Below are 23045 nucleotides of genomic sequence, written 5' to 3'. Positions count from 1 at the left end.
GCCTCGCGATAGTGGCCCCGACGTCTCCGGACGTCGGGGCCACTATCGTTTTCCGCCTCGCCGCAACTCACGATATGTGGGTGACTCTGCCCGCGAGAAGGGTGGCGTGCACCGGCATGGCACGCAGCTGCTCCGCCGAGGCCGCGAGCGGGTCGACGGCGATGATCGCGAGGTCCGCGACCGCGCCCGGCTCGATCACCTGCGGATCCGCGGATCCGCCCCCTGTCGAGGCCGCGAGCGCCGTGCGGGCGTCGACGGCCTGCTCCGGCTGCCACGCGGCGCGATCGTCGTCGGTCCGCGCGACCGCCGCCGCGATCTGCACCCAAGGGTCGAGGATCGACACCGGTGCGTCGGATCCGAACAGCAGATTCGCACCCGCGTCGTTGAGCGCGCGGAGCGGGTACGGCGTGGCCGTCTGACTCGCCCACAGCGAATCGGTCAGGTCCCGATCGTCAACGGCGTGCTGCGGCTGCACGCTCGCCTCGATGCCGAGCCGCGCGAACCGCGGGATGTCGCTCGCGGCGACGAGCTGGGCGTGCTCCATGCGTCCCGGCACCCCCGCGAGGGCGAACGCATCGAGCGCCGTTGCCACCGCGATGTCGCCGATCGCGTGCACCGTCGAAGCGAGGCCTGAGCCTGCCGCCCGCGTGATCGTCGCGACGAGGCGGTCCAGCTCGAAGTTCATCGCCCCGCGCTCGCCGTCGAGATACGGCGCCGTCGTCGCGGCCGTGCGGGTCCCGAGGGAGCCGTCGCCCACGAACTTCAGCGCGCCGACCGTGATGAGGCCCGACTCGTCGAGCCGATCGCCCGTCTCGAGCCCCTCGGCGACGACGCGGTCGAGGTGCTCGGGGTACACGGCGCTCGCCACGCGCAGCAGGTTCCATCCGGCCGCCCCGCGGCGCCGCCACGCGTCGGTCTGCCACCCCATCTCGAGATCGCTGAACGCCACGAGCCCCCGTGCGGCGCTGCGGGCGGCGGCCCGTTCCAAGGCGGCGTCCGCGTCCGCGGCGTCGACGTCGTTCAGCGTGTTCGCCACGTCGAACGCCGCGTGCTCGCTCACGAACCCGGACGGATCCGGTGCGATCTGCTCGCGTCGGAACGCCGCGCTGTTCATCCAGATCGAGTGCAGATCGGCGTTGACGATGTAGGTCGGAACCTCGCCCGTCGCCTCATCGAGCGCGTCGAGCGTGGGCAGATCCGGCCAGAAAGCGTGCCGCATGCCGACGAGCACCCGGCGACCGCTCTGCTCGACCGGCACGGATGCCGCGACGCGCGCCGCCTCGGACGCGCCCGCGGCGTGCCCGATCGACGCGCGGTCCTGGAACAGGGCGGCCTGCAGCGCGTGCACGTGGTGGTCGCGCAGGCCGGGCACGACCCACGCGCCCTCGGCGTCGAGCACCGTGCCGCGGTGGCGCAGGTTGCCGGCGGGCGCGATGTCGGAGATGCGGCCGCCGGAGATCCAGAGATCGACGAGCCCATCCTTCTCGACGTCGGGGTGCGCGAGCAGCTCGCGCCCCTCCCCGCCGATCCGTGCGTTCGCGATGACGTCGACGCGCGACGACACGCTCAGCGCTGGCACGTCGGGCACCAGTACAGCTTGCGGGCCTGCATCTCCTCGAGCAGGATCTCGGTGCCGCACACGCGGCACGGCAGACCTGCGCGGTGGTAGACCCAGTGCCGGTCGTCGCGGCTCGCCATCGCGCGGCGCCACTCGTCGCCCTCGAGCCCGTCGATCGTCATCATCTGCCCGGTGTCGACCCCGATCGTGAGCAGGCGCGACCAATCGCGCCACAGCTCGCGCACGATCTCTTCGGGGATCATCTTCCCCGGCACGTGCGGATCGAGGTTCGCGCGGAACAGCATCTCCGCCCGGTACACATTGCCGATTCCGCTGGCGACGGACTGGTCCATGAGCAGCTGGCCGATCGCGACGCCGCGCCTCGACACCGCGTCCACGAATCGCTGCTCGTTCGCGGCGGGATCGCCGACGAGCGGATCCGGACCGAGACGATCGAGCACCGTCTGGATCTGATCCGGTGTCTCGACGGCGCACGCGGTCGGGCCGCGCAGATCTGCGCACGTCGACTCGGTCATCAGCCGGGCGCGCACCTGCCCGACGACCGGCGGCGGCCACTCGTCGCCGTCGTCGAGCTCGTTCGTCTGCTCGGACATGCGCACGTGCGCACGAGCCTTGCGAGGAGCGCCGATCGAGGCCAGCGAATTCTCGCCGGCCTCGTCATAGACGGGATCCGTGCCGCGCTGGTTCGTCTGTCCCATGCGGCCGTTGGCCGAGGCGATCGTCGGATCCACGAGGATCTCGCCGGAGAAGTCCCACGCGCCGTACAGGCCGAGGTGCACGCGCAGCCAGGCCTCGCCGTCGAACTCGAGGAACATCTGCTTGCCCACGGCCATGGCTCGACGCATCTCGAGGCCGTCGATCAGCGCAGCGCCCTCGACGAACCTGCCCTGCGGGCTCGAGACGGCAACGCGGTGCCCGACGAAGTTGCGATCGAACTGCCGAGCGATGCGGTGGACGGAGTGACCCTCTGGCATACGTTACGCCGTCGCTGTGCGGGGTGCGGGGCCGTCGACGAGCGATCCGTCCCGCTCGTACGCGGCGATCTGGCCGATGCGGCGCACGTGGCGCTCGTCGCCCGAGAACGGGTGCGCGACGAAGGCGTCGACGAACGAGAACACGTCCTCGACCGGGTGCTGGCGCGCGCCGATCGAAATCACGTTGGCGTCGTTATGGTCGCGCGCGAGCTCGGCGGTCGACAGGTTCCAGACGAGCGCCGCCCGAATGCCCTCGACCTTGTTCGCGGCGATCTGCTCGCCGTTGCCCGAGCCGCCGAACACGACGCCGAGGGCGTCCAGACCCGCGCGCTGGTCGTCGACGACGGCCTGGGCCGCACGGATGCAGAAGGCCGGGTAGTCGTCGAGCGCGTCGTATGTTTCTGGCCCGTGGTCGATGACCTCGTGGCCCTGGTCGGTGAGGTGGCGCTGGAGCTGAGTCGAGAACTCGAGGCCGGCGTGATCGGTCGCGATGTGGATGCGCATGGGCACGATCCTACGGGGCCACACCGGCGGCGGCGGGCTTGAAACCGAGGCGCACGTTCTCGTCGCTGCCGGGCCTGCTGACGTCGAACCACGGGCCGAGATCGGTCACGTGCGGGCGCTCGGATGCGGGCGTGCCGTTCAGCCGCTCCTCGACGAGGTCGATGAGGCCCGCGACGTACGCGGGGTGCACCCCGGGCGTGCGCGTGCGGGCGAAGGCCAGGCCGGCTTCATCTGCCGACTCCTTCGCCTCGTTGTCGAGATCCCAGAGCACCTCCATGTGGTCGCTCACGAACCCGAGCGGCACCACGGCCACCGCCTTGACGCCCTGGGCGGGCAGGTCGGCGATGACGTCGTTGACGTCCGGCTCGAGCCACGGCTGCGTGGGCGGACCCGAGCGCGACTGGAACACGAGCGACCAGTCGACGTCGGCGGCGCCCGCGAACTCGTCGGCGAGGCGCGTCATGAGGTACTGCGCCACGGCACGGTGCTGCGCGGAATACGCGCCGCCCTCGCCGAAGTCGCGGTCGCGCGGGCCGGATCGCTCGGCGTCGGCCATCGGTACCGAGTGCGTCGAGAACAGCACCCGGACCTCGTTCGCCTTCAGTCCCGACTCGAGCCAGGCGGTCACCGCGTCGCGCACGCCCTCGTAGAACGGCTCGACGAAGCCCGGGTGGTCGAAGAAGAGGCGCACCTTGTCGATCGTCATCGGATCATCGCCCTCGCCGAGGCCCGTGCCGGATTCGGTTCCCAGCACGCGCGCGAAGTCCTCGCGGTACTGGCGGTCGCTCGAATACGAGCTGTACGCGCTGGTGGCGATCGCGAGCACCGTGCGATGACCGTCCTCGTACGCGCTCGTGACGGCCTCGTCGAGCATCGGCGCCCAGTTGCGGTTGCCCCAGTACACGGGCAGCCCGAGGCCGCGCCGATCCGCCTCGGCCTGAAGGGCGCGCAGCAGCTCGCGGTTCTGCTCGTTGATCGGGCTGACACCGCCGAAGTGCCGGTAGTGTGTGGCCACTTCCTCGAGGCGCTCGTCGGGGATCCCGCGCCCGCGCGTCACGTTGCGCAGGAACGGAATCACGTCGTCCTGGCCTTCGGGGCCGCCGAATCCGGCGAGGAGGATCGCGTCGTACGCGACCGGAGTCTCGATGTGCTCGGCGCCGCTCTGGGCAGCCGCCGAACCGTAGAGGACAGATGAGGTCATGTCAGCTGTGGTCACGCCACCATCTTCGCACCTCTGTAGAAGACGACTCTCAGAATCGCCTCTCACCCGCCATTCACCCACACCTCATACCGGCGACGTAGGCTGTACAGGTTGCCTGCGGCGCCAACCGCGCGCGGGCGGGATTCCCCGAACAACACATGGGAGCAGTCGAAGTGCCTGGAGAGAACCTCACTCGAGTCGAGGCGGAGGAACGCCGCGCCCTCGTCGATACCCGCGGCTATGAGATCGCGCTCGACCTCACGAAGGGATCCGAGGTCTTCGGATCGCGCAGCGTGGTGCGATTCGACGCGACGCCCGGATCCACGACGTTCATCGACCTCATCGCGCGCGAGGTGCGCGAGGTCACGCTCAACGGCCGCGAGCTCAGCCCGGCCGAGGTGTTCGCCGACTCGCGCATCGTGCTCGACCAGCTCGAGGAATCGAACGAGCTCGTCGTCGACGCCGACTGCGAATACACGAACTCGGGCGAGGGCCTGCACCGCTTCGTCGACCCGGTCGATGACGAGGTCTACCTCTACACCCAGTTCGAGGTGCCCGACTCGCGGCGCGTGTTCGCGGTGTTCGAGCAGCCCGACCTCAAGGCCACATTCCAGTTCACCGTGACCGCGCCCCGGGGCTGGAAGGTCGTCTCCAACCAGCCGGCGCCCGAGCCCATCTCGCACGAGGGCGGCGAATCCGAGACCTGGGGATTCGAGCCGACCCCGCGCATCTCGTCGTACATCACGGCCATCGTCGCCGGGCCGTACGAAGAGGTCCGCGATGAGCTCGTGAACAACGAGGGCCGCACGATCCCGCTCGGCGTGTTCGCGCGCAAGAGCCTCTGGGAGTACCTCGACGCCGACTACATCTTCGAGAAGACGAAGCAGGGCTTCGCCTACTACGAGGAGAAGTTCGGGGTGCCGTACCCGTTCGCGAAGTTCGACCAGCTCTTCGTGCCCGAGTTCAACGCGGGCGCCATGGAGAACGCGGGCTGCGTCACCTTCACCGAGACCTACATCTTCCGCGGCAACGTCTCCGACGCGGTCAAGGAGCGGCGCGTCGTCACGATCCTGCACGAGCTCGCCCACATGTGGTTCGGCGACCTCGTCACGATGAAGTGGTGGAACGACCTGTGGCTGAACGAGTCGTTCGCCGAGTGGGCGTCGACGATCGCCACCGCCGAGGCCACCGAGTGGACCGGCGCGTGGACGACGTTCAACGCCATGGAGAAGACCTGGGCCTACAAGCAGGACCAGCTCCCCTCGACGCACCCGGTCGTCGCGACCATCAACGACCTCGACGACGTGCAGGTCAACTTCGATGGCATCACGTACGCGAAGGGCGGATCGCTGCTGAAGCAGCTCGCCGCGTACGTGGGGATCGATGAGTTCTTCGCGGGCGTCGGCGCGTACTTCCGTGCGCACGCCTACCAGAACACGACCCTCAGCGACCTGCTCGTCGAGCTCGAGGCCACGAGCGGCCGCGACCTGTCGGCGTGGAGCGCGAAGTGGCTCGAGACAGCCGGCGTCAACACCCTCTCGCCGGTGATCGACACCGACGTCGACGACAAGATCCGCCGGTTCGCCGTCATGCAGACGGCGCCGTCGGACTACCCGACGATCCGCCCGCACCGCATGGGCATCGGCTTCTACGACCTCGAGGGCGGATCCCTCGTGCGCACGCACGCCATCGAGGTCGACATCGACGGCGACCTCACCGAGATCCCCGACCTGGTCGGCGTCCGCCGCCCGGCGCTCGTGCTGCTGAACGACGGCGACCTCGCGTACGCGAAGATCCGCCTCGACGCGCCGAGCCTCGAGACCGCGATCACGCACATCGCGGCGATCGAGGATCCGCTCGCCCGCTCGCTGGTCTGGGGCGCCGCGTGGGACATGACGCGCGACGGCGAGATGGCCACGCGCGACTACCTCGACCTCGTGCTGGCCGGTATCGGCACCGAGACCGAGTCGACGACGATCCGCACGACCCTCGCCCAGGCGCGCCTCGCCGCGAACGACTACGTCGCCCGCGATACGCGCTCGGCGCAGCGCGCGAAGCTCGCCGACGGCCTGTGGAACCTGCTGCTCGGATCCGCTCCGGGAAGCGACCTGCAGCTGCAGCTCGCGAGCGCCTATGCGGCGGCCGCATCCACGCCGGCCCAGTGGGAGCGCGTGAAGACGCTGAAGAACCGTTCGGTGACGATTCCGGGCCTCGACGTCGACACGGATCTCGAGTGGGAGCTGCTGGTCTCGCTCGCGAACGGCGGCCTCGTCGCGTCTGCAGACATCGATCGCGCGCTCGAGGCCGACAACACGGCCACCGGCGGCGAGATGGCGGCACGCGCACGCGCGGCCCTGCCCGGCGCCGAGAACAAGGAGGCGGCCTGGACGTCGGTCGTCGATCGCACCGACCTGCCGAACACCGTGCTGCGCGCGGCAACGGTCGGCTTCCGGAACGCCGCGAACGTCGATGAGCTGGCGCCCTACGCCGAGCGCTACTTCGCCTCCGCGACGCGGGTGTGGAACGAGCGCACCTTCCAGATCGCGTCGTACATCCTCGAGGGCATGTATCCGGCGTCCCTCGCGAGCGTCGAGCTGCGCGACGCGACCCGGCAGTGGCTGCGCGACAACGCCGAGGAGCCCGCCGCGCTGCGCCGCATCATCGCCGAGAACCTCGCGGGCGTCGAGCGCGCGCTGGCGGCGCAGTCGCGAGACGCCGAAGAAGACGACTGATGATGGCCGCCGCGACGGAGCCCGCCCCCTCGTTCTACGAGCAGGTGGGCGGGCGAGAGACGTTCCAGCGGATCGTCGACGCGTTCTACCGCGAGGTGGCGCTCGACGACGTGCTGAAGCCGATGTATCCCGAAGAGGATCTCGGCCCGGCGGCCGAGCGCCTGCTGCTCTTCCTCGAGCAGTACTGGGGCGGCCCGACGACCTACGGCGAGACGCGCGGCCACCCGCGGCTGCGGATGCGGCACATGCCGTTCAAGGTGAACCCCGACGCGCGCGATCGATGGCTTTCCTGCATGCGCATCGCGGTCGACGAGGCGGAGCTGTCCCCTATGCACCGCGAGACGCTCTGGGACTACCTCGATCGCGCCGCGCACGCGATGGTCAACACGTTCGAGGACTGAGCCGCAGTCCCAGCTGAGAACCGGTCAGGCGGACTGGCCCGTGGAGCGCACGGCCGTGAGGCCCGACACCGCGGGGCCCCGCGAGAGCACGTGCCCGCGGCTGAACGAGATGCGGGTCCACCGACCGGCCGTGTACACCGGCGCGACCTCCGAGCCCGAGATGAACCCGAACGACAGCGCGGCGAACGCCACGCCCAGCGGCAGGCCGCCGAGGTCGTCGTCCGGCTGCCCCCACACGGATCCGCGCACGGCGCGCACCGCATCCTCCCCCGCGTCGGTCGGAACCTGACGCGCGACCGCGGCGATCCCCCACTGGGCCCGCGACGCGAGCACGGCCGAATCGAGCTCGGCGGTTCGCGACCACCCGCCCTGCGGCGGCGAGACGCCCGCCCAGGCCGGCGAGATCGCCTCGTCGGGAAGAGCGACGGCGTCCTCGCGCTCGGACGGCGTGAGCGAGGCGACGACGAGATCGCACTCGACCTCGGGATCCGCGTGCAGGATCCGCATCGCGAGCACCGTCGGCGTGCGGTCGAGCAGCCCGCGGGGCGCGAGGGCGGCAGCCGTCATCACGAGCGTCCCGCGCGCGGCCTGCAGACGGATCCCCTCGTCGCCGATGCGACCGGCGCGGCCCGCGAAGGTGAGGGCGTCGCGCGCCGAACCCGGATCCGCCAATATCAGTCGCTCGCTCATCCTCTCTAGACTAGGCGGGTGGCAGACAACGAGTACCCGAAGAACCCGGTCGAGATGCTGCTCGACGTGCTGAGGCTCGAGCCCACCGGCGCGCGCACGAGCGAAGACATCTTCGTCGGCCGATCGCACCCCATGCCGACGGGGCGCGTCTACGGCGGCCAGGTCGTCGCCCAGTGCGTGGCGGCCGCGGTCAACACGCTCGACGACGAGCGGCTCCCGCACTCGCTGCACGGCTATTTCCTGCGCCCGGGCGACTTCGACCTGCCGATCACGTTCGGCGTCGACCGCATCCACGACGGCCGGTCCTTCGCCCGGCGCCGGGTGCAGGCCTATCAGAAGGGCACGCCGATCTTCAGCGGCATCATCTCGTTCCAGCAGATCGATTCCGGTCCGACGCACCAGGTGACGATGCCCGACGTTCCGGGGCCGGACGAGCTCGTCGCCGACACGGGCGACAACCACGACAAGTTCCGCAGGATGCGCTCGAATCCGATCGAGGCCGTCTCGGTCACGGGCGACATCCTGCCGCGCGCGTCGTCCCAGGCACCGCATCGCGCCACGTGGATGCGCATCAAGGATCGGCTGCCCGACGATCCCGACCTGCACCGCGTCGCCCTCGCGTACATGTCGGACTTCACCGTGCAGGAGCCGTCGCTCCTCGCGACCGGCGTGTCGTGGGCCGACGAGGGGCTCAAGTCGGCGAGCCTCGACCACGCGATCTGGTGGCACCGGTTCGCGCGCGTCGACGAATGGCTGCTCTACGTCTCGGAGTCGGCGTCGTCCCAGGGCGGCCGCGGCCTCAGCTCGGGCCGGATCTTCGCGCAGGACGGCACGCTCGTCGCCTCCACCGCGCAGGAGATCATGCTGCGCGTGCCCGGCTACTAGGCAGACGCCTTCAGGTCGGCCTCGAGGGCGACCCAGGCGAGCATCGCGCACTTGACGCGCATGACGTACTTCGCGGTGTTCTGGAACGCCGCGGCGTCGCCGAGCGCCTCGGACGGCTCAACGGATCCGCGCGAGCGCATCATCTCGCGGAACTCGCCGATGAGGGCGAGCGCCTCCTCGCGCGTGATCCCGTCGACCAGGCCGCTCATGATCGAGGCCGACGACATCGAGATGCTGCAGCCGTCGCCCTCCCAGGCCAGGCCCGCGATCGCGCCGTTGGTGACCGTGATGCCGACGGTGATCTCATCGCCGCACGACGGGTTCAGTTCGTGGTGCGTGAACGGGTGCACCGACGGGTCGCCCTTGCCCTCGGGGGTCCTCGCGTGATCCAGGATCAGTTCCTGGTACATCTGCTCCAGCTCGCCGCTCATCTATCCGCTCCAAAGAATGCTCGTACTTCTGCCAGCGCGGCGCCGAACGCCGCGACGTCGTCCCGCGTCGAGTAGACGCCCGCGCTCGCCCGCGTCGACGACGGCGTGCCGAGGGCGCGGTGCAGCGGCTGGGCGCAATGGTGCCCGGTGCGCACCGTGATGCCCCGGTCATCGAGGAACTGGCCGACGTCGTGCGCGTGCACGCCGTCGACCGTGACGCTCACGAGGGCGCCGCGAGGCTCGCCCTCCGCCGGCCCCACCAGGCGCACGCCGGGGATGCGCACGACGGCCTCGACAAGCGCCTGGCCGATCTCGTGCTCGTGAGCGGCGACCTGATCCATTCCGAGGCGCTCGAGGTAGTCGATCGCGGCCGAGAATCCGACGACCTGGCTGACGGGCTGAGTTCCCGCCTCGAACCGGTTCGGGGCGGGCAGGAACGTCGCCTCTTCCATCGTCACGACCTTGATCATCGAGCCGCCCGTGCGCGCCGGCGGCAGCTCGTCGAGCAGCTCCGCCCGTCCGTACAGAACGCCGATGCCGTTCGGGCCCAGCATCTTGTGCGCGGAGAATGCCGCGAAGTCGACGCCGAGGGCGGCGACGTCGATCGGCATGTGCGGCACCGACTGGCACGCGTCGAGTACGGTGAGCGCACCGACGGAGCGCGCGATCGCCACGACGTCCGCGACGGGGGCGATCTGTCCGGTTACGTTCGACACGTGCGCGAACGCGATCAGACGCGTGCGGCCTGTGACCTGCTCGCGGATCCCTTCGATCGTCCAGAGGCCTCGTTCGTCGACGCGCGCCCATTTCAGCACTGCGCCCGTTCGGGCGGCCAGCCGCTGCCACGGGATCAGGTTCGCGTGGTGCTCGGCCTCGGTCACGACGATCTCGTCGCCCGCGCGGAGCGCGAAGCGGTCGCCGCCGAGGCCGACCGACGCATCCCCGATCCCGAGCGCGATCATGTTGAGCGCGTCGGTGGCGCCCTGCGTCCACACGATCTCGCGCTCGCCCGCGCCGATGAAGCTCGCCACCCGTTCGCGAGCCGTCTCGAACACCGACGTGGCCTCGCCCGTCGACATCGAGGATCCCCGGTGTACGGCCGCGTAATCGTGGCGCACGAAGTCGGCTTCTGCCGCGATGACCGTCTCCGGGCGCTGGCTCGTCGCCCCCGTGTCGAGGTAGGCCGTGCGGGGGTGCGCCTGGAAGAACGGGAAGTCTGCTCTGAGCGGAGCACCGAGGGGTGTGGGCATGCGAATCCTCCGGTATCGATGAGGGATGCTTCCATCTTCTCGCATCTGCGGACGGCGCGGCGCGCCCTCACGATTCCGTAACGGCACGGGGCGCACTCGCCCGTTCATCGAACCTTCATGCAGATATGAGTAACCTGGGACTGTAGAAATGTTGACACGCAACCCGACATTTCGCTCCCGCCCGCGGTGACGCGTCAGACACGGCCGCCGGATGAAGAACACTTCTCGATACACCTACCGAGGGCAGAGCGCGCAAGTTGCGTCACAGGGCGCGCCCGCAGCATCACAACGTGACCGAAAATGAAAACGAGGTGCTGGTACGCGCCGAAGGCCTGTATAAGGTGTTCGGCCGCCGCACACATGACGCAGTGGAGAAACTCCGCGCCGGGACCCCGCGAGATGGCCTCGACGGCGTCACCGCCGCCGTCATCGACGCATCGTTCGAGGTGCGCCGCGGCGAGATATTCGTCGTCATGGGCCTGTCGGGCTCCGGTAAGTCCACGCTCATCCGCATGATCAACGGCCTCCACGAGGCGACCGCCGGATCGCTCACGATCCGCGACAAGGACATCACGAAGATCTCCGACAAGGAGCTCCGCGAGATCCGCCGGAACCACATGTCGATGGTGTTCCAGCACTTCGCCCTCCTCCCCCACCGCACGGTCGTCGACAACGTCGCCTACCCGCTCGAGCTGCAGGGCGTTGCGCAGTCTCAGCGCGTCGCGAAGGCGAACGAGATCCTCGATCTCGTCGGTCTCACGGGCTGGGGCGAAAAGCTCCCGAGCGAGCTGTCGGGCGGCATGCAGCAGCGCGTCGGCATCGCCCGCGCGCTCGCGGCCGACACCGACATCCTCCTCATGGACGAGGCGTTCAGCGCGCTCGATCCGCTGATCCGCCGCGAGATGCAGGAGCAGCTCGTCGAGCTGCAGGAGAAGCTGCACAAGACGATCATCTTCATCACGCACGACCTGAACGAGGCGATGTTCCTCGGCGACCGCATCGCGGTCATGCGAGACGGTCGCATCGTTCAGATCGGCACGCCCGAGGACATCCTCACGGATCCCGCCAACGACTACGTCGAGCAGTTCGTGCAGGACGTCGATCGCGCCCGCGTGCTCACCGCGTCGAACGTCATGGAGAAGCCGGTCGCGGTCGTCTCGTCGACCGCCGGCCCGCGCACCGCACTCAAGACCATGCGCGACGCGTATTCGAGCGCCGCGTACGTCATCGACCGCGAGCGCACGCTGCTCGGCACGATCGAGGATCGCGACGCGCTGAAGCTCGTGCGCAAGGGCGAGCGATCGATCATGGGCGTCATCAAGAAGGACGCCACGACCGTGAACGCCGACGACGTGCTCATGGATCTGTTCGTGCCGGCCGTCGAGTCGAAGCTCGCGGTCGCCGTGACCGACGAGAACGAAAAGCTGGTCGGCGTGATCCCCCGCGTGACGCTGTTGGCGGCGCTCGGTCCCGGCCCGGGATCGACCGAAGAGATCACGCTGCCCCTGCAGCCTGTTCCGTCGACTGTCGTCGACCAGGTGCTCGCCGATAGCGAGGACGGTCAGCCCTTCGAAGCGCGGACCGTCGACAGCAAGGAGGCCTTCTGATGTTCGAGAACTTCAGCTTCCCCATCGGCAGTTGGGTGTCGGTCGTCGTGGACTGGATCCGCGACAACCTCAAGGGTCTCCTCGATCTCATCTCGACGGTCGTCGGCTTCCTGGTGGAGGGCCTCGCAGATCTCCTGATCGCGCCGCCCGCCATCGTGATGATCCTGATCTTCGCGCTGATCGCCTGGGCCGTGCGCTCCTGGCAGCTCGCGGTCGGCACCGTGGTGATGTTCGTCCTGATCATCGGCGTCGATCAATGGGACACGGCGATGCAGACGCTCGCGCTGGTCCTGATCGCAACGCTCGTCACGATCGTCATCGCCATTCCCGTCGGGATCTGGGCGGCCCGCAACGACACCGTCAGCGCGATCGTGAAGCCGATTCTCGACTTCATGCAGACGATGCCCGCACTGGTGTACCTCATCCCGGTCATCGTGTTCTTCAGCATCGGGTTCGTACCCGGCGTCATCGCGACGGTCATCTTCTCCTTCCCGCCAGGAGTCCGGCTCACCGAGCTCGGCATTCGCGGAGTCGACGCAGAGACCGTCGAGGCCGGCCACGCGTTCGGAGCCACTCCGAGCCAGGTCCTGCGCGGCATCCAGCTGCCGCAGGCCATGCCGACCATCATGACGGGTGTCAACCAGGTCATCATGCTCGCCCTGTCCATGGCCGTCATCGCCGGTATGGCAGGCGCGGATGGTCTTGGTAAGGAGGTCGTCGCCGCATTGTCGACGATCGACGTCGCAAAGGGCGTCGACGCAGGCCTCAGCGTCGTGTTCATCGCCGTCTACCTCGACCGCGTCACGGCCGCGGCCGGAACGCCGAGCGACTATCGCTCGTCCCTCCTCGGGATCCTCAGCCGCCGACGCGCACAGCGGCGCGCTGCCGCGGCGGACGCGGAAGCGGCGGCGGTCGCCGCGCGCCAGGATGCGGACGTCGCCGTCGCCCGAGGCAATCGCCAGCCCTACTGACCCATAGTTTCCGGTCGCGTCCGCTGTGCGAACGCGGCCGAACTCCCCAAGAGATGAACGCCCGGCACCGAGAGTGCCGGAAGAAAGGAAAGACCAGCATGATGAAGAAGCACAAGCTGCTCACGATTGTCGGCATCAGCGCCATCGGAGGACTCGTACTGGCGGGCTGCTCGTCAGACGGAGACGGCGGAGACGCCGGCGACGAGGGCTCGGGCGACCTGGGCGAGATCACGCTCGGATACCTTCCGTCCTGGACCGATGGTCTCAGCATGGCCTACCTCACCAAGGACCAGCTCGAGAAGATCGGCTACACCGTCGAGATGGAGGAGCTCTCCGAGGCGGGTCCCCTGTTCACCGCGCTCGCCGGTGGCGACGTGGACGTGTTCCCGTCGGCATGGCCCCAGGTCACCCACGCGGCGTACATGGAGCAGTACCAGGACGACCTCGAGGACCTCGGCGCGTACTACGAGGGCGCCGTGCTCACGATCGCGGTGCCGTCCTACATGGACGACATCAACTCGATCGAGGACCTCAAGGGTCAGGGCGACCGCTTCGATGGCACCATCACCGGCATCGAGCCGGGCGCCGGCCTCACCAAGCAGACTCAGGAATCGATGATGCCCGAGTACGGTCTCGACGGCGAGTACGAGCTCGCGACCTCGTCGACGGCTGGCATGCTCGCATCGCTCGAGACCGCGATGGCCTCGGAAGAGGACATCGTCGTGACGCTCTGGCGTCCGTTCTGGGCCTACAACGAGTACGACGTGAAGGACCTCGAGGACCCTAAGGGCGCGATGGGCGAGCCCGAGACGCTCAACTTCGTCGGTCACGCCGGGTTCGCCGAGGAGTACCCCGAGGCCGCAGAACTCATGTCGCAGATCAAGCTCGACGACGACCAGTACGGCGCCCTCGAGGGCCTCGTCACGAGCGAGGACTACGAGAACAAGACGGAAGATGCCGTCGACGCATGGCTCGAGGAGAACGGCGACCAGTTCGACTGGGTCCAGAAGTAACCGTTTCTCGCTGACGCGAGTCTGAGGGGGCCGCGGCGTTGCCGCGGCCCCCTCAGTGCTGTGCACCCACTGTCCCTGGATGAAAGGAAACGTATGAATCACCCCACACGCATTGCCGCTATCGCGAGCCTCGGGGCCGTCGCGTGCGCATCACTCGTCGGCTGCGCAGGCCAGGACGCCGAAGGCGGCGAAGGGGATCTGGGTACGGTCACCGTCGGCTTCCTCCCCTCGTGGACGGACGCCGTCAACAACGCGTACCTCTTGGAGGATCAGCTCGAGAAGCTCGGGTACACGGTCGAGCTGGAGGCGCTCAACTCTCCGGCGGTGCTGTACACGGCGCTCGCCGAGGGCGAGGTCGACATCTATCCCTCGGCATGGTCCGACATCTCGCAGGCCGCCTACGTCGAGAAGTACGGCGATGACCTCGAGGATCTCGGAGCGTATTACGAGAACGCACACGGCACGCTCGCCGTGCCCGAGTACGTCGACATCGACTCGGTCGAGGATCTGCACGGTCAGGCCGACCGCTTCGACGGCAAGATCTACACGATCGAGCCCGGTTCCGGGACCGCGACCATGGCGGAAGAGAGCCTGTTCCCCGCCTACGATCTGGGCGACGAATACGAGCTCACTCCCTCGTCGCTCGCGGCCATGCTCGCAACCCTCGAGAGCGCGATCGCGGACGAAGAGGACATCGTCGTCACCCTGTGGCGTCCGTTCTGGGCGTACGACGCGCTCGGTCTCAAGGACCTCGACGACCCGAAGGAAGGCATGGGTGCGACCGAGGGCCTCCACTTCATGGCGCACAAGGGCTTCAGCGAGGATTTCCCGGAGGCCACCGAGCTGATTCAGCAGATCAGACTCGATGACGCGCAGTACGGCGCGCTCGAGAACGCGGTCGTGAACGAGTTCGGCGATGACGAACAGCCGGAAGCGATCGACCAGTGGGTCGCCGACCACGCGGACGAGTTCGATTGGATCATCGAGTAGCGCGCTCGGTGATAGAAGAAGTGCCCCGAGGAGTTCTCCTCGGGGCACTTCTCATCGGTTCGGCTCAATCGCGCGTCAGCTTGCGGTGCGTGGCGCGGTGCGGACGGGCCGCGTCCGGGCCGAGACGCTCGATCTTGTTCTCTTCGTACGCCTCGAAGTTGCCCTCGAACCAGTACCAGTTCGCCGGGTTCTCCTCGGTGCCCTCATAGGCGAGGATGTGGGTCGCGATGCGGTCGAGGAACCAGCGATCGTGGGTGACGACCACCGCACAGCCGGGGAACTCCAGCAGCGCGTTCTCGAGCGACTGCAGCGTCTCGACGTCGAGGTCGTTCGTCGGCTCGTCGAGGAGCAGCACGTTGCCGCCCTGCTTGAGCGTGAGCGCGAGGTTCAGTCGGTTGCGCTCGCCGCCCGACAGGATCCCCGCCTTCTTCTGCTGGTCCGGCCCCTTGAAGCCGAACTTCGACACGTAGGCGCGCGAGGGCACCTCGGTCTTGCCGACCATCATGATGTCGAGCCCGTCGGAGACGACTTCCCAGAGCGATTTCTCGGGGTCGATGCCGCCGCGCGTCTGGTCGACGTAGCTGAGCTTGACGGTCTCGCCGATCTTCAGCTCGCCGCCGTCGAGCGGCTCGAGGCCGACGATGGTCTTGAACAGCGTCGTCTTGCCGACGCCGTTCGGGCCGATCACACCGACGATGCCGTTCGGCGGAAGCGAGAAGCTGAGACCGTCGATGAGCGTGCGATCGTCGAAGCCCTTGTTGAGGTTCTTCGCATCGATGACGAGGCTGCCGAGACGCGGGCCCGCCGGAATCTGGATCTCGTCGAAGTCGAGCCGCTTGGTGCGCTCGGCCTCATTCGCCATCTCTTCGTAACGGGCGAGGCGCGCCTTCGACTTGGCCTGACGGCCCTTCGTGTTCGAGCGCACCCACTCGAGCTCGTCCTTGAGACGCTTCTGCAGCTTCGCGTCCTTCTTGCCCTGGATGTCGAGACGCGCAGCCTTCTTCTCGAGGTACGTCGAGTAGTTGCCCTCGTACGGGTAGAGGCGACCGCGGTCGACCTCGGCGATCCACTCGGCGACGTGGTCGAGGAAGTACCGATCGTGAGTGATCGCGATAACGGCGCCGGCGTAGGACTTCAGGTGCTGCTCGAGCCACAGCACGCTCTCGGCGTCCAGGTGGTTCGTCGGCTCGTCGAGGAGAAGCAGGTCGGGCTTCTCGAGGAGCAGCTTGCAGAGCGCGACGCGGCGCTTCTCACCACCCGACAGGTTCTCGATGCGAGCATCGCCCTGCGGCGTGCGGAGGGCATCCATCGCCTGCTCGAGCTGGGCGTCGAGGTCCCACGCATCGGCGCTGTCGATGGCCTCCTGCAGCGTGCCCATCTCCGCGAGAAGCGCATCGAAGTCGGCATCGGGCTCGGCCATGAGGGCCGAGATCTCGTTGAACCGGTCGACCTTCGCCTTGATGTCGCGAACGCCGTCCTGCACGTTCTCGAGCACCGACTTCGACTCGTCGAGCTCGGGCTCCTGCATGAGGATCCCGACCGAGAACCCCGGCGTGAGCATTGCGTCGCCGTTCGACGGCGTGTCGAGGCCGGCCATGATCTTGAGGATCGTCGACTTACCCGCGCCGTTCGGGCCGACCATGCCGATCTTCGCTCCCGGCAGGAACGACATCGTGACGTCGTCGAGAATCAGCTTGTCGCCCACCTTTTTGCGGGCGCGCACCATCTGGTAAATGTACTCAGCCACTCTATTCAGTAACCTCTCGAGCTAGGAGTTCGAACGCTAGCCTCCAGACTACGCGGCCCGGCTGTCTGCCGATGGTGAGCGGGCATGAAACGGGTTCGGGCGCACTCTCCGCAGAGGGTGCGCCCGAACCCGTTTCAGGTCAGGAGGTGAGGCCCTTCTGCCAGGTGATGAGGTCGCCGATCTTGTCGACCAGAATATCGTCCTGCAGGCCGTGCGCCTTGCCCTGTGCCTTGCGGAGCGTCTGGGCCGAGGCGAAATGCCTGCCCGCATCGGCGGCAGCTTCCGCCTGATCGAAGTACGCCATCAGCTGCATGGAGAGCTTCGAGTACTTCATCGAGCCGTCATCCAAGTCGGTCAGAATCTCATCGACCTCGCTGAAGGTGACGCAGTCTCCACCGCCCGTGACGAGACCCGCGGTCCACTCGATACCGCCCAGGATGTGCTCGAGGAACACCGGGTCGCTCCAGGACTCGTCCGTGTGGCCCGCGCCCTCGTACCAGGAGCGTCCGCCCTCGAAGTTCTGGCACCACGCGAGCGGGTGATCCTCACCCATCGCGCCGCGGCCGGGCTCGTAGGTCGACTCGTCGAGCGTGATGAGGACGTGCACGTCGTCGCGCGGGTTCGTGGAGAAGTTGTACCACTCGTCGAAGCGTTCCCATTCTGCCGGGAGCATCGACGTCGACGGGTGGTTCGGGCTCTCCACCCGCATCGTCGCGGTCTGCTGCTGGGGGTGCGCGATGAAGCGAGCGCCGCCGCCGGTGAGCTCGCTGTACCAGGGCACCGTGTGCATCGAGTCGGTCGCCGCATGCAGACCGACGTAGCCCCCGCCGCCGTGGATGTACCCCTGGAACGCCTCGAGCTCGCTGTCGTCGAGCAGGCGAGGGCGTTCGGGATCGAGGTCGTTCGTCGCGTCGACCGGCGACGCGAAGATGATCGTCGCGTACTGGTCAAGGTCCTCCGCCGAGGTGAACGGCGTGCTCGTCAGCGTGAGGTCGGCCTGCTGCGAATCCCACACGTCGACGCTGAAGCCGTTCTCCTCACCGAGCTTTATCATGGCGAGCGTCGTGTCATCGATGTGCGAGTGGCGGAATTCGAGCGTCTCGCCGACGACGAGCACCTTGTAGTCGTCGTCATCAGCATGTGCGGGTGCGGCGAGAGCCGCCAGCCCGACCGTCATACCGATCGCCGTCAGACAGGTGACCGAGCGTTGAACGTGCTTATTCATGTGGCTTCTCCTCGTTGAGCGGAACCTTCGTGATTGGGTTCTCACCGCCTCGACATAAGTTGGAGGCAGCGACATATCCAGTCGAGGTGACTCTAGGGGAGCTTCCACGGGGTGTCAACGATCGCGCGTCGAACCGATCAGAACGGTGTCGGCACCGCGTCAGCGTCGGCAGACTGCACCCCATCGGCTTCGATAGGCACCTCGTCTCCGGCCGAGACAGCCGCACCCTCCCCTGCTCCATCCGCCTCGACGGCCGACATCCATTGCTCGTCCTGGTGCGGCGAGTTCTCGTCGCTCTTGCGCCCGCCGCCCGCCGTGCGTTCGAACGTCGACTTGCCCCAGCGCAGGTCGAGGCCGAGTGAATCGGCATGCACCTCAGCGCTCGTGCCCGAGCGGTCGTCCTTCGCCCAGTCCCGGACCTTGAGCTGGCCCGCCGCGATCACGCGCATGCCCTTGCTCAGCGTCTTCATCGCGTTCTCGGCGAGCGATCCGTATGCGAACACGGTGAACCAGCTCGACTCGCGGTCGACCCACTCGCCGGTCTGCGCGTCGCGCTGCCGATTCGGGCACGCGACGCGGAACCGCGTCATGGTGGCTCCCGCCTGCGTCTTCTGCACCGTCGGCTCTGTTGCGACGTTGCCGGTGATCGCGGTGTATTCGGTCATGATTCGTCCTTTCTCCACGCGGCCGGATTCGGCCGGTGCAGACAGACTTGCTCACTCGCGGATCCGCCGGCGCTCGGAACGGCCCGATTGTGGATAAATCTGCACGATCCGCGGAAGTGAGCGCGCTGACCCACCCTGAGTCGGCATCGGAGCGCATCACGCGCTAATCTGGATGGGCTGCCCCCAGTAGCTCAGAGGAAGAGCAGAGGCTTTCTAATCCTTTGGTCGGGTGTTCGATTCGCCCCTGGGGGACGAAGAAGATACGCAAAGAGAAAGAAGAGTGTCGAACGTGGGCGCAGCTGAGAACGACAGACTCGTCTGGATCGACTGCGAGATGACCGGGCTCGACCCTTCGATCGATGAGCTCGTCGAGATCGCCGTGGTCATCACCGACTTCAACCTCGAGATCTTGGATCCGGGTCTGCAGATCGTGATCAAGCCGTCCGGTGCCGCCCTCGAGCACATGGGCGAGTTCGTCACGAACATGCATAAGACGAGCGGGCTCGACCTCGAGATCCCGAACGGCGTCGCGCTCGCGGACGCCGAGAAGCGCGTGCTCGACTACATCAAAAAGTTCGTGCCGCAGGAGCGGAAGGCTCCGCTCGCGGGAAACACCATCGGCACCGACCGGATGTTCCTCGCGAGGTATATGCCCAAGCTCGATGGGTACCTGCACTACCGCAACGTCGATGTGTCGAGCATCAAGGAGCTCTCGCGCCGGTGGCTCCCCCGCGTGTACTTCCAGTCGCCCGAGAAGAACGGCGGCCATCGCGCGCTCGCCGACATCCTCGAATCGATCCGCGAGCTGCGTTATTACCGCGAGGCGGCGTTCGTGGCAGAGCCCGGCCCGACCAGCGACGAGGCGAAGGCCATAGCTGAGAATGTCGTGAACGGGTTCGCCTCGAACCTGTGACAGACTAGATGGGTTGCCCCGGCGATGCCGGGAAGCATGGTGGCTGTAGCTCAGCAGGTAGAGCACCGCGTTGTGGTCGCGGGGGTCGCGGGTTCAAACCCCGTCAGCCACCCCAGGCTCTGGCCCCAGCATTTCGATGCTGGGGCCTTTTCACGCTGGATCGTCTCCTCACTCCACGAGCTTGCCGTCGACTGAGTCGTCCGCCACGACGGCGGCGAGATCGCGGAACGACTCCGGGGCCTCGGCAAGCGGCTCGAAGACCGGTCCCGCGGTCGGCGTCCACACGAAGTTTCCGCGCAGGTCGCCGCTCTCCTCCGGGAAATCCGAGCGGTTGTGGCAGCCGCGGGTCTCGCGGCGCTCGAGCGCGCACTCCAGCGTCGCCCGCGCCGCCAGAAGGGATCCGTAAAGGTCGAAGGCGTGCGCCACGTCATCGAACCCCGCGATGTCCGGGTGCGCCGTGATCCGCGTCGCGCGTTCTTCGAGCACCGCGAGTTTCTCGAGTCCCGCAACCAGTCCCCGCTCATTTCGCACGACTCCCGCGTACTCCGTCATGAGGTCGCGCAGCGCCCGCTGCAGGCGCCGGGGCGTCTCGGTGCGCGCACCGTCGCTGTCCGCGGCGAGCAGGCCCGAGACCTCCGCGCGTGCTTCGGCGATGGCAGCCGGATCCCGACGCACGTCGGTCAGCCCGCGCACGTAGTCGGACGCTTCTTCTCCCGTGATGCGGCCGTACACCAGCAGCTCGATGAGCGAGTTGCCGCCGAGCCTGTTCGCGCCGTGCAGCCCGCTCGAGGCCTCGCCGATCGCATAGAGCCCATCGACGCCGGTGCCGTGATCGTCGGCGCGCACCCACACGCCGCCCATCGAATAGTGCGCGGTCGGTGCGATCTCGATCGGCTGTTCCGTGATGTCGAGCATCTGCAGGTCGATGAGCGTTCGATACACGCGCGGCAGCTTGTCGAGGATCTGTTCGCGCGGCAGATGCGAGACGTCGAGCAGCACGCCGCCGTTCGCCGTGCCGCGTCCCTCCGCGATCTCGGTGAAGCTCGCGAGCGCGACACGATCGCGCGTCGACAGCTCCATGCGCTCCGGATCGTAGCGCTCCATGAACCGCTCCCCCAACGCGTTCCGCAGGATGCCGCCCTCGCCGCGCGCCGCCTCCGAGACCAGCGTGCCTGCGGCGTCCGTCGGTTCGAGGATGCCCGACGGGTGGAACTGCACGAGCTCGGCATCGCGGATCCGCGCCCCGGCGAGTGCGGCGAGGCGGAACGAGTCGCCCGTGTTCTCGTCGCGGCGCGACGAGGTGTTGCGCCAGATCCGAGTGTGCCCGCCCGCCGCGAGAATCACGGCGTCGGCATGGATGACGACGGGCGTGCCGTCGACGATGTCGAAGCCGTACGCCCCGAAGATCCGTCCTTCGCTCACGAGCAGCCGCGTGATGTACACGGTGTCGACGATCGGAACCCGCAGTTCCGCCGCGCGGCGCATGAGCGTGCGCTGGATCTCGAGACCCGTGTAATCACCGGCGTAGCACGTGCGCCGGTAGGTGTGGGCGCCGAAGAACCGCTGGCTGATCCGGCCGTCGTCCTCCCGGGCGAACGGCATCCCCCACCCCTCGAGGTCCTCGATGCCGCGCTCCGCGCCGCGTGCGACAGTCTCGACGATGGCCGGATCCGCGAGGAAGTACGACTCGCGGAGCGTATCGGCCGCATGCTGCTGCCAGCTGTCCTCGGGATCCATCGTGCCGAGGGCCGCGTTGATGCCGCCCGCCGCGAGCGTCGTGTGCGCATCGTGTGCACGACGCTTACCGACAGCGAGCACATCGACGCCGCGCTCGGCGAGCTCGATCGATGCGCGAAGGCCGGCGCCCCCAGTGCCGATGACGAGGACGGATGCGGACAGGATCCGCTCGGGTGAAGAAATCGTCGCGTTCATGTCCTTCACGCTACGAAGATCTTCATCATTACTCCAATGCATTCTTCCTGTCGTGTCGATAGCCTGTAGACATGATGACCCTCGAGCAGCTGCGCGGCTTCGTCGAGGTCGCGCGCACCGGTCACTTCACGCGCGCCGCGGAACGCCTCCACCTCGCGCAGCCGTCCCTGAGCAGGCAGATCTCGGCACTCGAACGGGCTCTCGGGGTCGACCTGTTCCATCGCGCCCGCGGCAACATCTCGCTGACCGCGGCCGGCGCACACCTCCTTCCGATCGCCCGACGGATGCTCGCCGACGCGGCCACCGCCCACGCGGAGATGGCCGAGCTCGCGGGCCTCACGCGCGGCACCGCCCGCCTCGGAATGACGCCCACTCTCGGGACGAGCATCGTCGCCGACGTGCTCGCCGCGTACCGCGAGCGCTATCCGGGCGTCGACATCGAGGTCGTCGAGCGCGGCTCGCGCACCCTGATCAACGACCTGTCGGAGGGCCGACTCGACCTCGCACTGATCGTCACGACGGTCTCGTCAGCGCCGGCGCGCGCCGTGCTCGATCGCGAGCCGCTGCTCACCGAGCGACTCGTCGCCGTCACGTCCGCGGCCGGACCGGATCCGTTCGCCGGAGCCGATGCGATCTCACTCGCGTCCCTCGCGGCGGAGCCGTACGTCGAACTCGCCGACGACTACGACCTGCGCACCGCCATGGACGCGGCCTTCGACGCAGCAGGCCTGCAGCCGCCGGTCGCCGTCACGGGCGCCGAGATGGACGCGGCGCTCACATTCGCCGAGCGGGGCATCGGCGTCACGGTCGTGCCCGCCATGGTCGCGACCGGGCGCCCGGGGCTGCGCACGACCCGTCTCTCAGACTCCGCGCTGACGCGCACCATCTCGCTCGCGCGGCGCGGCGACATGCCGCTGACCCACGCAGCCGCGGCTTTGCGCGACCTCATTCGCGAGGTGACGGCCCGGGCCACGGCGCCCGAATCCCCGCTCGCGCCGTTCGTCTCCAGCGCGTCCGAGGGGTGACCCTCCGGCTACGAACCGAGGTTGCCCGACAAACGGGCTCTTCGCGGTTCGTGGTGAATGACCCTGCTGTGGCGGGTATTCACGCTACGGTTCTCGCGGCGCTGGTGAGCAGGATACGCGTCCGGTAGTTCTCCGCGTTGCGGAATCCGCGGCCGGTGCGTTTGATGTTCTTGATGCCGGTGTTGCCCGCTTCGACCTTCGCGGTGGTTGCGCCGGTGACGATGAGGACCTCGATGGCGTCCCACCAGGTCACGACGGTGTCGTAGAGCTTCGTGGCCTCGGGCATGTTCGCGATCTGGACGAAGTAGCC

The 23045-nt window shown here is 68.0% G+C and carries 21 protein-coding genes and 2 tRNA genes; 11 read left to right on the top strand and 12 right to left on the bottom strand.

What is annotated here, in order from left to right; translation table 11 throughout:
* Positions 1 to 67 precede the first annotated feature (67 nt).
* The 4 genes from G510_RS0110370 to G510_RS0110355 are packed head-to-tail and all read right to left on the bottom strand — an operon-like array spanning position 68 to position 4258.
* Positions 68 to 1588 (bottom strand): amidohydrolase, encoded by a 1521-nt coding sequence (locus G510_RS0110370; protein ID WP_245563307.1) that lies wholly within the window; start codon positions 1586 to 1588, stop codon positions 68 to 70.
* Entirely contained in the window at positions 1567 to 2553 is a 987-nt protein-coding gene (locus tag G510_RS0110365; RefSeq protein WP_029153576.1) for an Fpg/Nei family DNA glycosylase, read from the bottom strand. The genes G510_RS0110370 and G510_RS0110365 overlap by 22 nt, the downstream gene beginning before the upstream one ends.
* A gap of 3 nt (positions 2554 to 2556) precedes the next feature.
* Positions 2557 to 3057 carry a ribose-5-phosphate isomerase gene (locus tag G510_RS0110360; protein WP_029153575.1) on the bottom strand — a complete coding sequence of 167 codons (501 nt, stop codon included), beginning with the start codon at positions 3055 to 3057 and terminating at the stop codon, positions 2557 to 2559.
* Between the two features lie 10 nt (positions 3058 to 3067).
* A complete protein-coding gene (locus G510_RS0110355) occupies positions 3068 to 4258 on the bottom strand; it encodes a ferrochelatase (protein WP_036322855.1) in 1191 nt (396 codons plus the stop codon).
* A 173-nt stretch (positions 4259 to 4431) separates the two neighbouring features.
* Between G510_RS0110355 and pepN the strand changes: the two genes are divergently transcribed.
* Both pepN and G510_RS0110345 read left to right on the top strand, forming a co-directional pair.
* Positions 4432 to 6990, top strand: a complete 2559-nt coding sequence (gene pepN, locus G510_RS0110350; protein WP_029153573.1) for an aminopeptidase N — start codon at positions 4432 to 4434, stop codon at positions 6988 to 6990.
* A 2-nt stretch (positions 6991 to 6992) separates the two neighbouring features.
* Complete coding sequence (locus tag G510_RS0110345) at positions 6993 to 7391, top strand: globin (RefSeq protein WP_029153572.1); 399 nt, start codon at positions 6993 to 6995, stop codon at positions 7389 to 7391.
* A 24-nt stretch (positions 7392 to 7415) separates the two neighbouring features.
* On the opposite strand, the gene G510_RS0110340 is transcribed toward G510_RS0110345, so the two are convergent.
* Entirely contained in the window at positions 7416 to 8081 is a 666-nt protein-coding gene (locus G510_RS0110340; RefSeq protein WP_029153571.1) for a DUF8185 domain-containing protein, read from the bottom strand.
* 54 nt (positions 8082 to 8135) lie between these two features.
* On the opposite strand from G510_RS0110340, the gene G510_RS0110335 reads away from it, so the two are divergent.
* Positions 8136 to 8966, top strand: coding sequence for an acyl-CoA thioesterase (locus G510_RS0110335; RefSeq protein ID WP_036322875.1), 831 nt, complete (start codon positions 8136 to 8138; stop codon positions 8964 to 8966).
* On the opposite strand, the gene sufU is transcribed toward G510_RS0110335, so the two are convergent.
* Together sufU and G510_RS0110325 are read right to left on the bottom strand one after the other, a co-directional pair.
* Positions 8963 to 9397, bottom strand: a complete 435-nt coding sequence (gene sufU, locus G510_RS0110330) for a Fe-S cluster assembly sulfur transfer protein SufU (RefSeq protein ID WP_029153569.1) — start codon at positions 9395 to 9397, stop codon at positions 8963 to 8965. The two genes, G510_RS0110335 and sufU, sit on opposite strands and share 4 nt — an antisense overlap.
* Positions 9394 to 10647, bottom strand: coding sequence for a SufS family cysteine desulfurase (locus tag G510_RS0110325; RefSeq protein WP_029153568.1), 1254 nt, complete (start codon positions 10645 to 10647; stop codon positions 9394 to 9396). Before G510_RS0110325 ends, sufU begins: the two co-directional genes overlap by 4 nt.
* A 290-nt stretch (positions 10648 to 10937) precedes the next feature.
* On the opposite strand from G510_RS0110325, the gene G510_RS0110320 reads away from it, so the two are divergent.
* From G510_RS0110320 to G510_RS0110305, 4 genes are all read left to right on the top strand, one after another.
* Entirely contained in the window at positions 10938 to 12254 is a 1317-nt protein-coding gene (locus tag G510_RS0110320; protein ID WP_029153567.1) for a quaternary amine ABC transporter ATP-binding protein, read from the top strand.
* A complete protein-coding gene (locus G510_RS16475; protein WP_051216673.1) occupies positions 12254 to 13225 on the top strand; it encodes an ABC transporter permease in 972 nt (323 codons plus the stop codon). The genes G510_RS0110320 and G510_RS16475 overlap by 1 nt, the downstream gene beginning before the upstream one ends.
* Positions 13226 to 13326: 101 nt before the next feature.
* A complete protein-coding gene (locus G510_RS0110310) occupies positions 13327 to 14238 on the top strand; it encodes a glycine betaine ABC transporter substrate-binding protein (RefSeq protein WP_029153566.1) in 912 nt (303 codons plus the stop codon).
* 93 nt (positions 14239 to 14331) lie between these two features.
* Complete coding sequence (locus tag G510_RS0110305) at positions 14332 to 15228, top strand: glycine betaine ABC transporter substrate-binding protein (RefSeq protein WP_029153565.1); 897 nt, start codon at positions 14332 to 14334, stop codon at positions 15226 to 15228.
* A gap of 64 nt (positions 15229 to 15292) precedes the next feature.
* On the opposite strand, the gene ettA is transcribed toward G510_RS0110305, so the two are convergent.
* From ettA to G510_RS16465, 3 genes are all read right to left on the bottom strand, one after another.
* Positions 15293 to 16975: an energy-dependent translational throttle protein EttA gene (gene ettA, locus G510_RS0110300; RefSeq protein WP_029153564.1), complete on the bottom strand. Its 1683-nt coding sequence runs from the start codon at positions 16973 to 16975 to the stop codon at positions 15293 to 15295.
* A 139-nt stretch (positions 16976 to 17114) separates the two neighbouring features.
* Positions 17115 to 18200, bottom strand: a complete 1086-nt coding sequence (locus G510_RS16470; RefSeq protein ID WP_051216672.1) for a ThuA domain-containing protein — start codon at positions 18198 to 18200, stop codon at positions 17115 to 17117.
* A gap of 137 nt (positions 18201 to 18337) precedes the next feature.
* Entirely contained in the window at positions 18338 to 18865 is a 528-nt protein-coding gene (locus tag G510_RS16465; protein ID WP_051216671.1) for a single-stranded DNA-binding protein, read from the bottom strand.
* 180 nt (positions 18866 to 19045) lie between these two features.
* Here G510_RS16465 and G510_RS0110285 point away from each other — a divergent pair.
* The 3 genes from G510_RS0110285 to G510_RS0110275 all read left to right on the top strand — a co-directional run bounded on the left by G510_RS0110285 (position 19046) and on the right by G510_RS0110275 (position 19893).
* A tRNA-Arg gene (locus G510_RS0110285) sits at positions 19046 to 19117 on the top strand.
* Between the two features lie 37 nt (positions 19118 to 19154).
* Entirely contained in the window at positions 19155 to 19778 is a 624-nt protein-coding gene (gene orn, locus G510_RS0110280; protein ID WP_029153563.1) for an oligoribonuclease, read from the top strand.
* A gap of 39 nt (positions 19779 to 19817) precedes the next feature.
* Positions 19818 to 19893: transfer RNA gene (locus tag G510_RS0110275), tRNA-His, on the top strand.
* 53 nt (positions 19894 to 19946) lie between these two features.
* On the opposite strand, the gene G510_RS0110270 is transcribed toward G510_RS0110275, so the two are convergent.
* Entirely contained in the window at positions 19947 to 21710 is a 1764-nt protein-coding gene (locus tag G510_RS0110270; RefSeq protein ID WP_029153562.1) for an FAD-binding protein, read from the bottom strand.
* A gap of 71 nt (positions 21711 to 21781) precedes the next feature.
* Here G510_RS0110270 and G510_RS0110265 point away from each other — a divergent pair, with 71 nt between their 5' ends.
* The gene (locus G510_RS0110265) at positions 21782 to 22735 is read left to right on the top strand and encodes a LysR family transcriptional regulator (RefSeq protein WP_342664731.1); all 954 of its coding nucleotides are present in this window, start codon (positions 21782 to 21784) and stop codon (positions 22733 to 22735) included.
* A gap of 79 nt (positions 22736 to 22814) precedes the next feature.
* On the opposite strand, the gene G510_RS16460 is transcribed toward G510_RS0110265, so the two are convergent.
* On the bottom strand, positions 22815 to 23045 hold a 231-nt coding region (locus G510_RS16460; protein WP_211219181.1), incomplete at its 5' end, for a transposase.

The organism is Microbacterium gubbeenense DSM 15944 (genome assembly GCF_000422745.1).
GTDB classification, from domain to species: domain Bacteria; phylum Actinomycetota; class Actinomycetes; order Actinomycetales; family Microbacteriaceae; genus Microbacterium; species Microbacterium gubbeenense.
The sequence above is the reverse complement of the archived record's forward strand: the minus strand, read 5'-3'. Positions and strand labels throughout refer to the sequence as shown.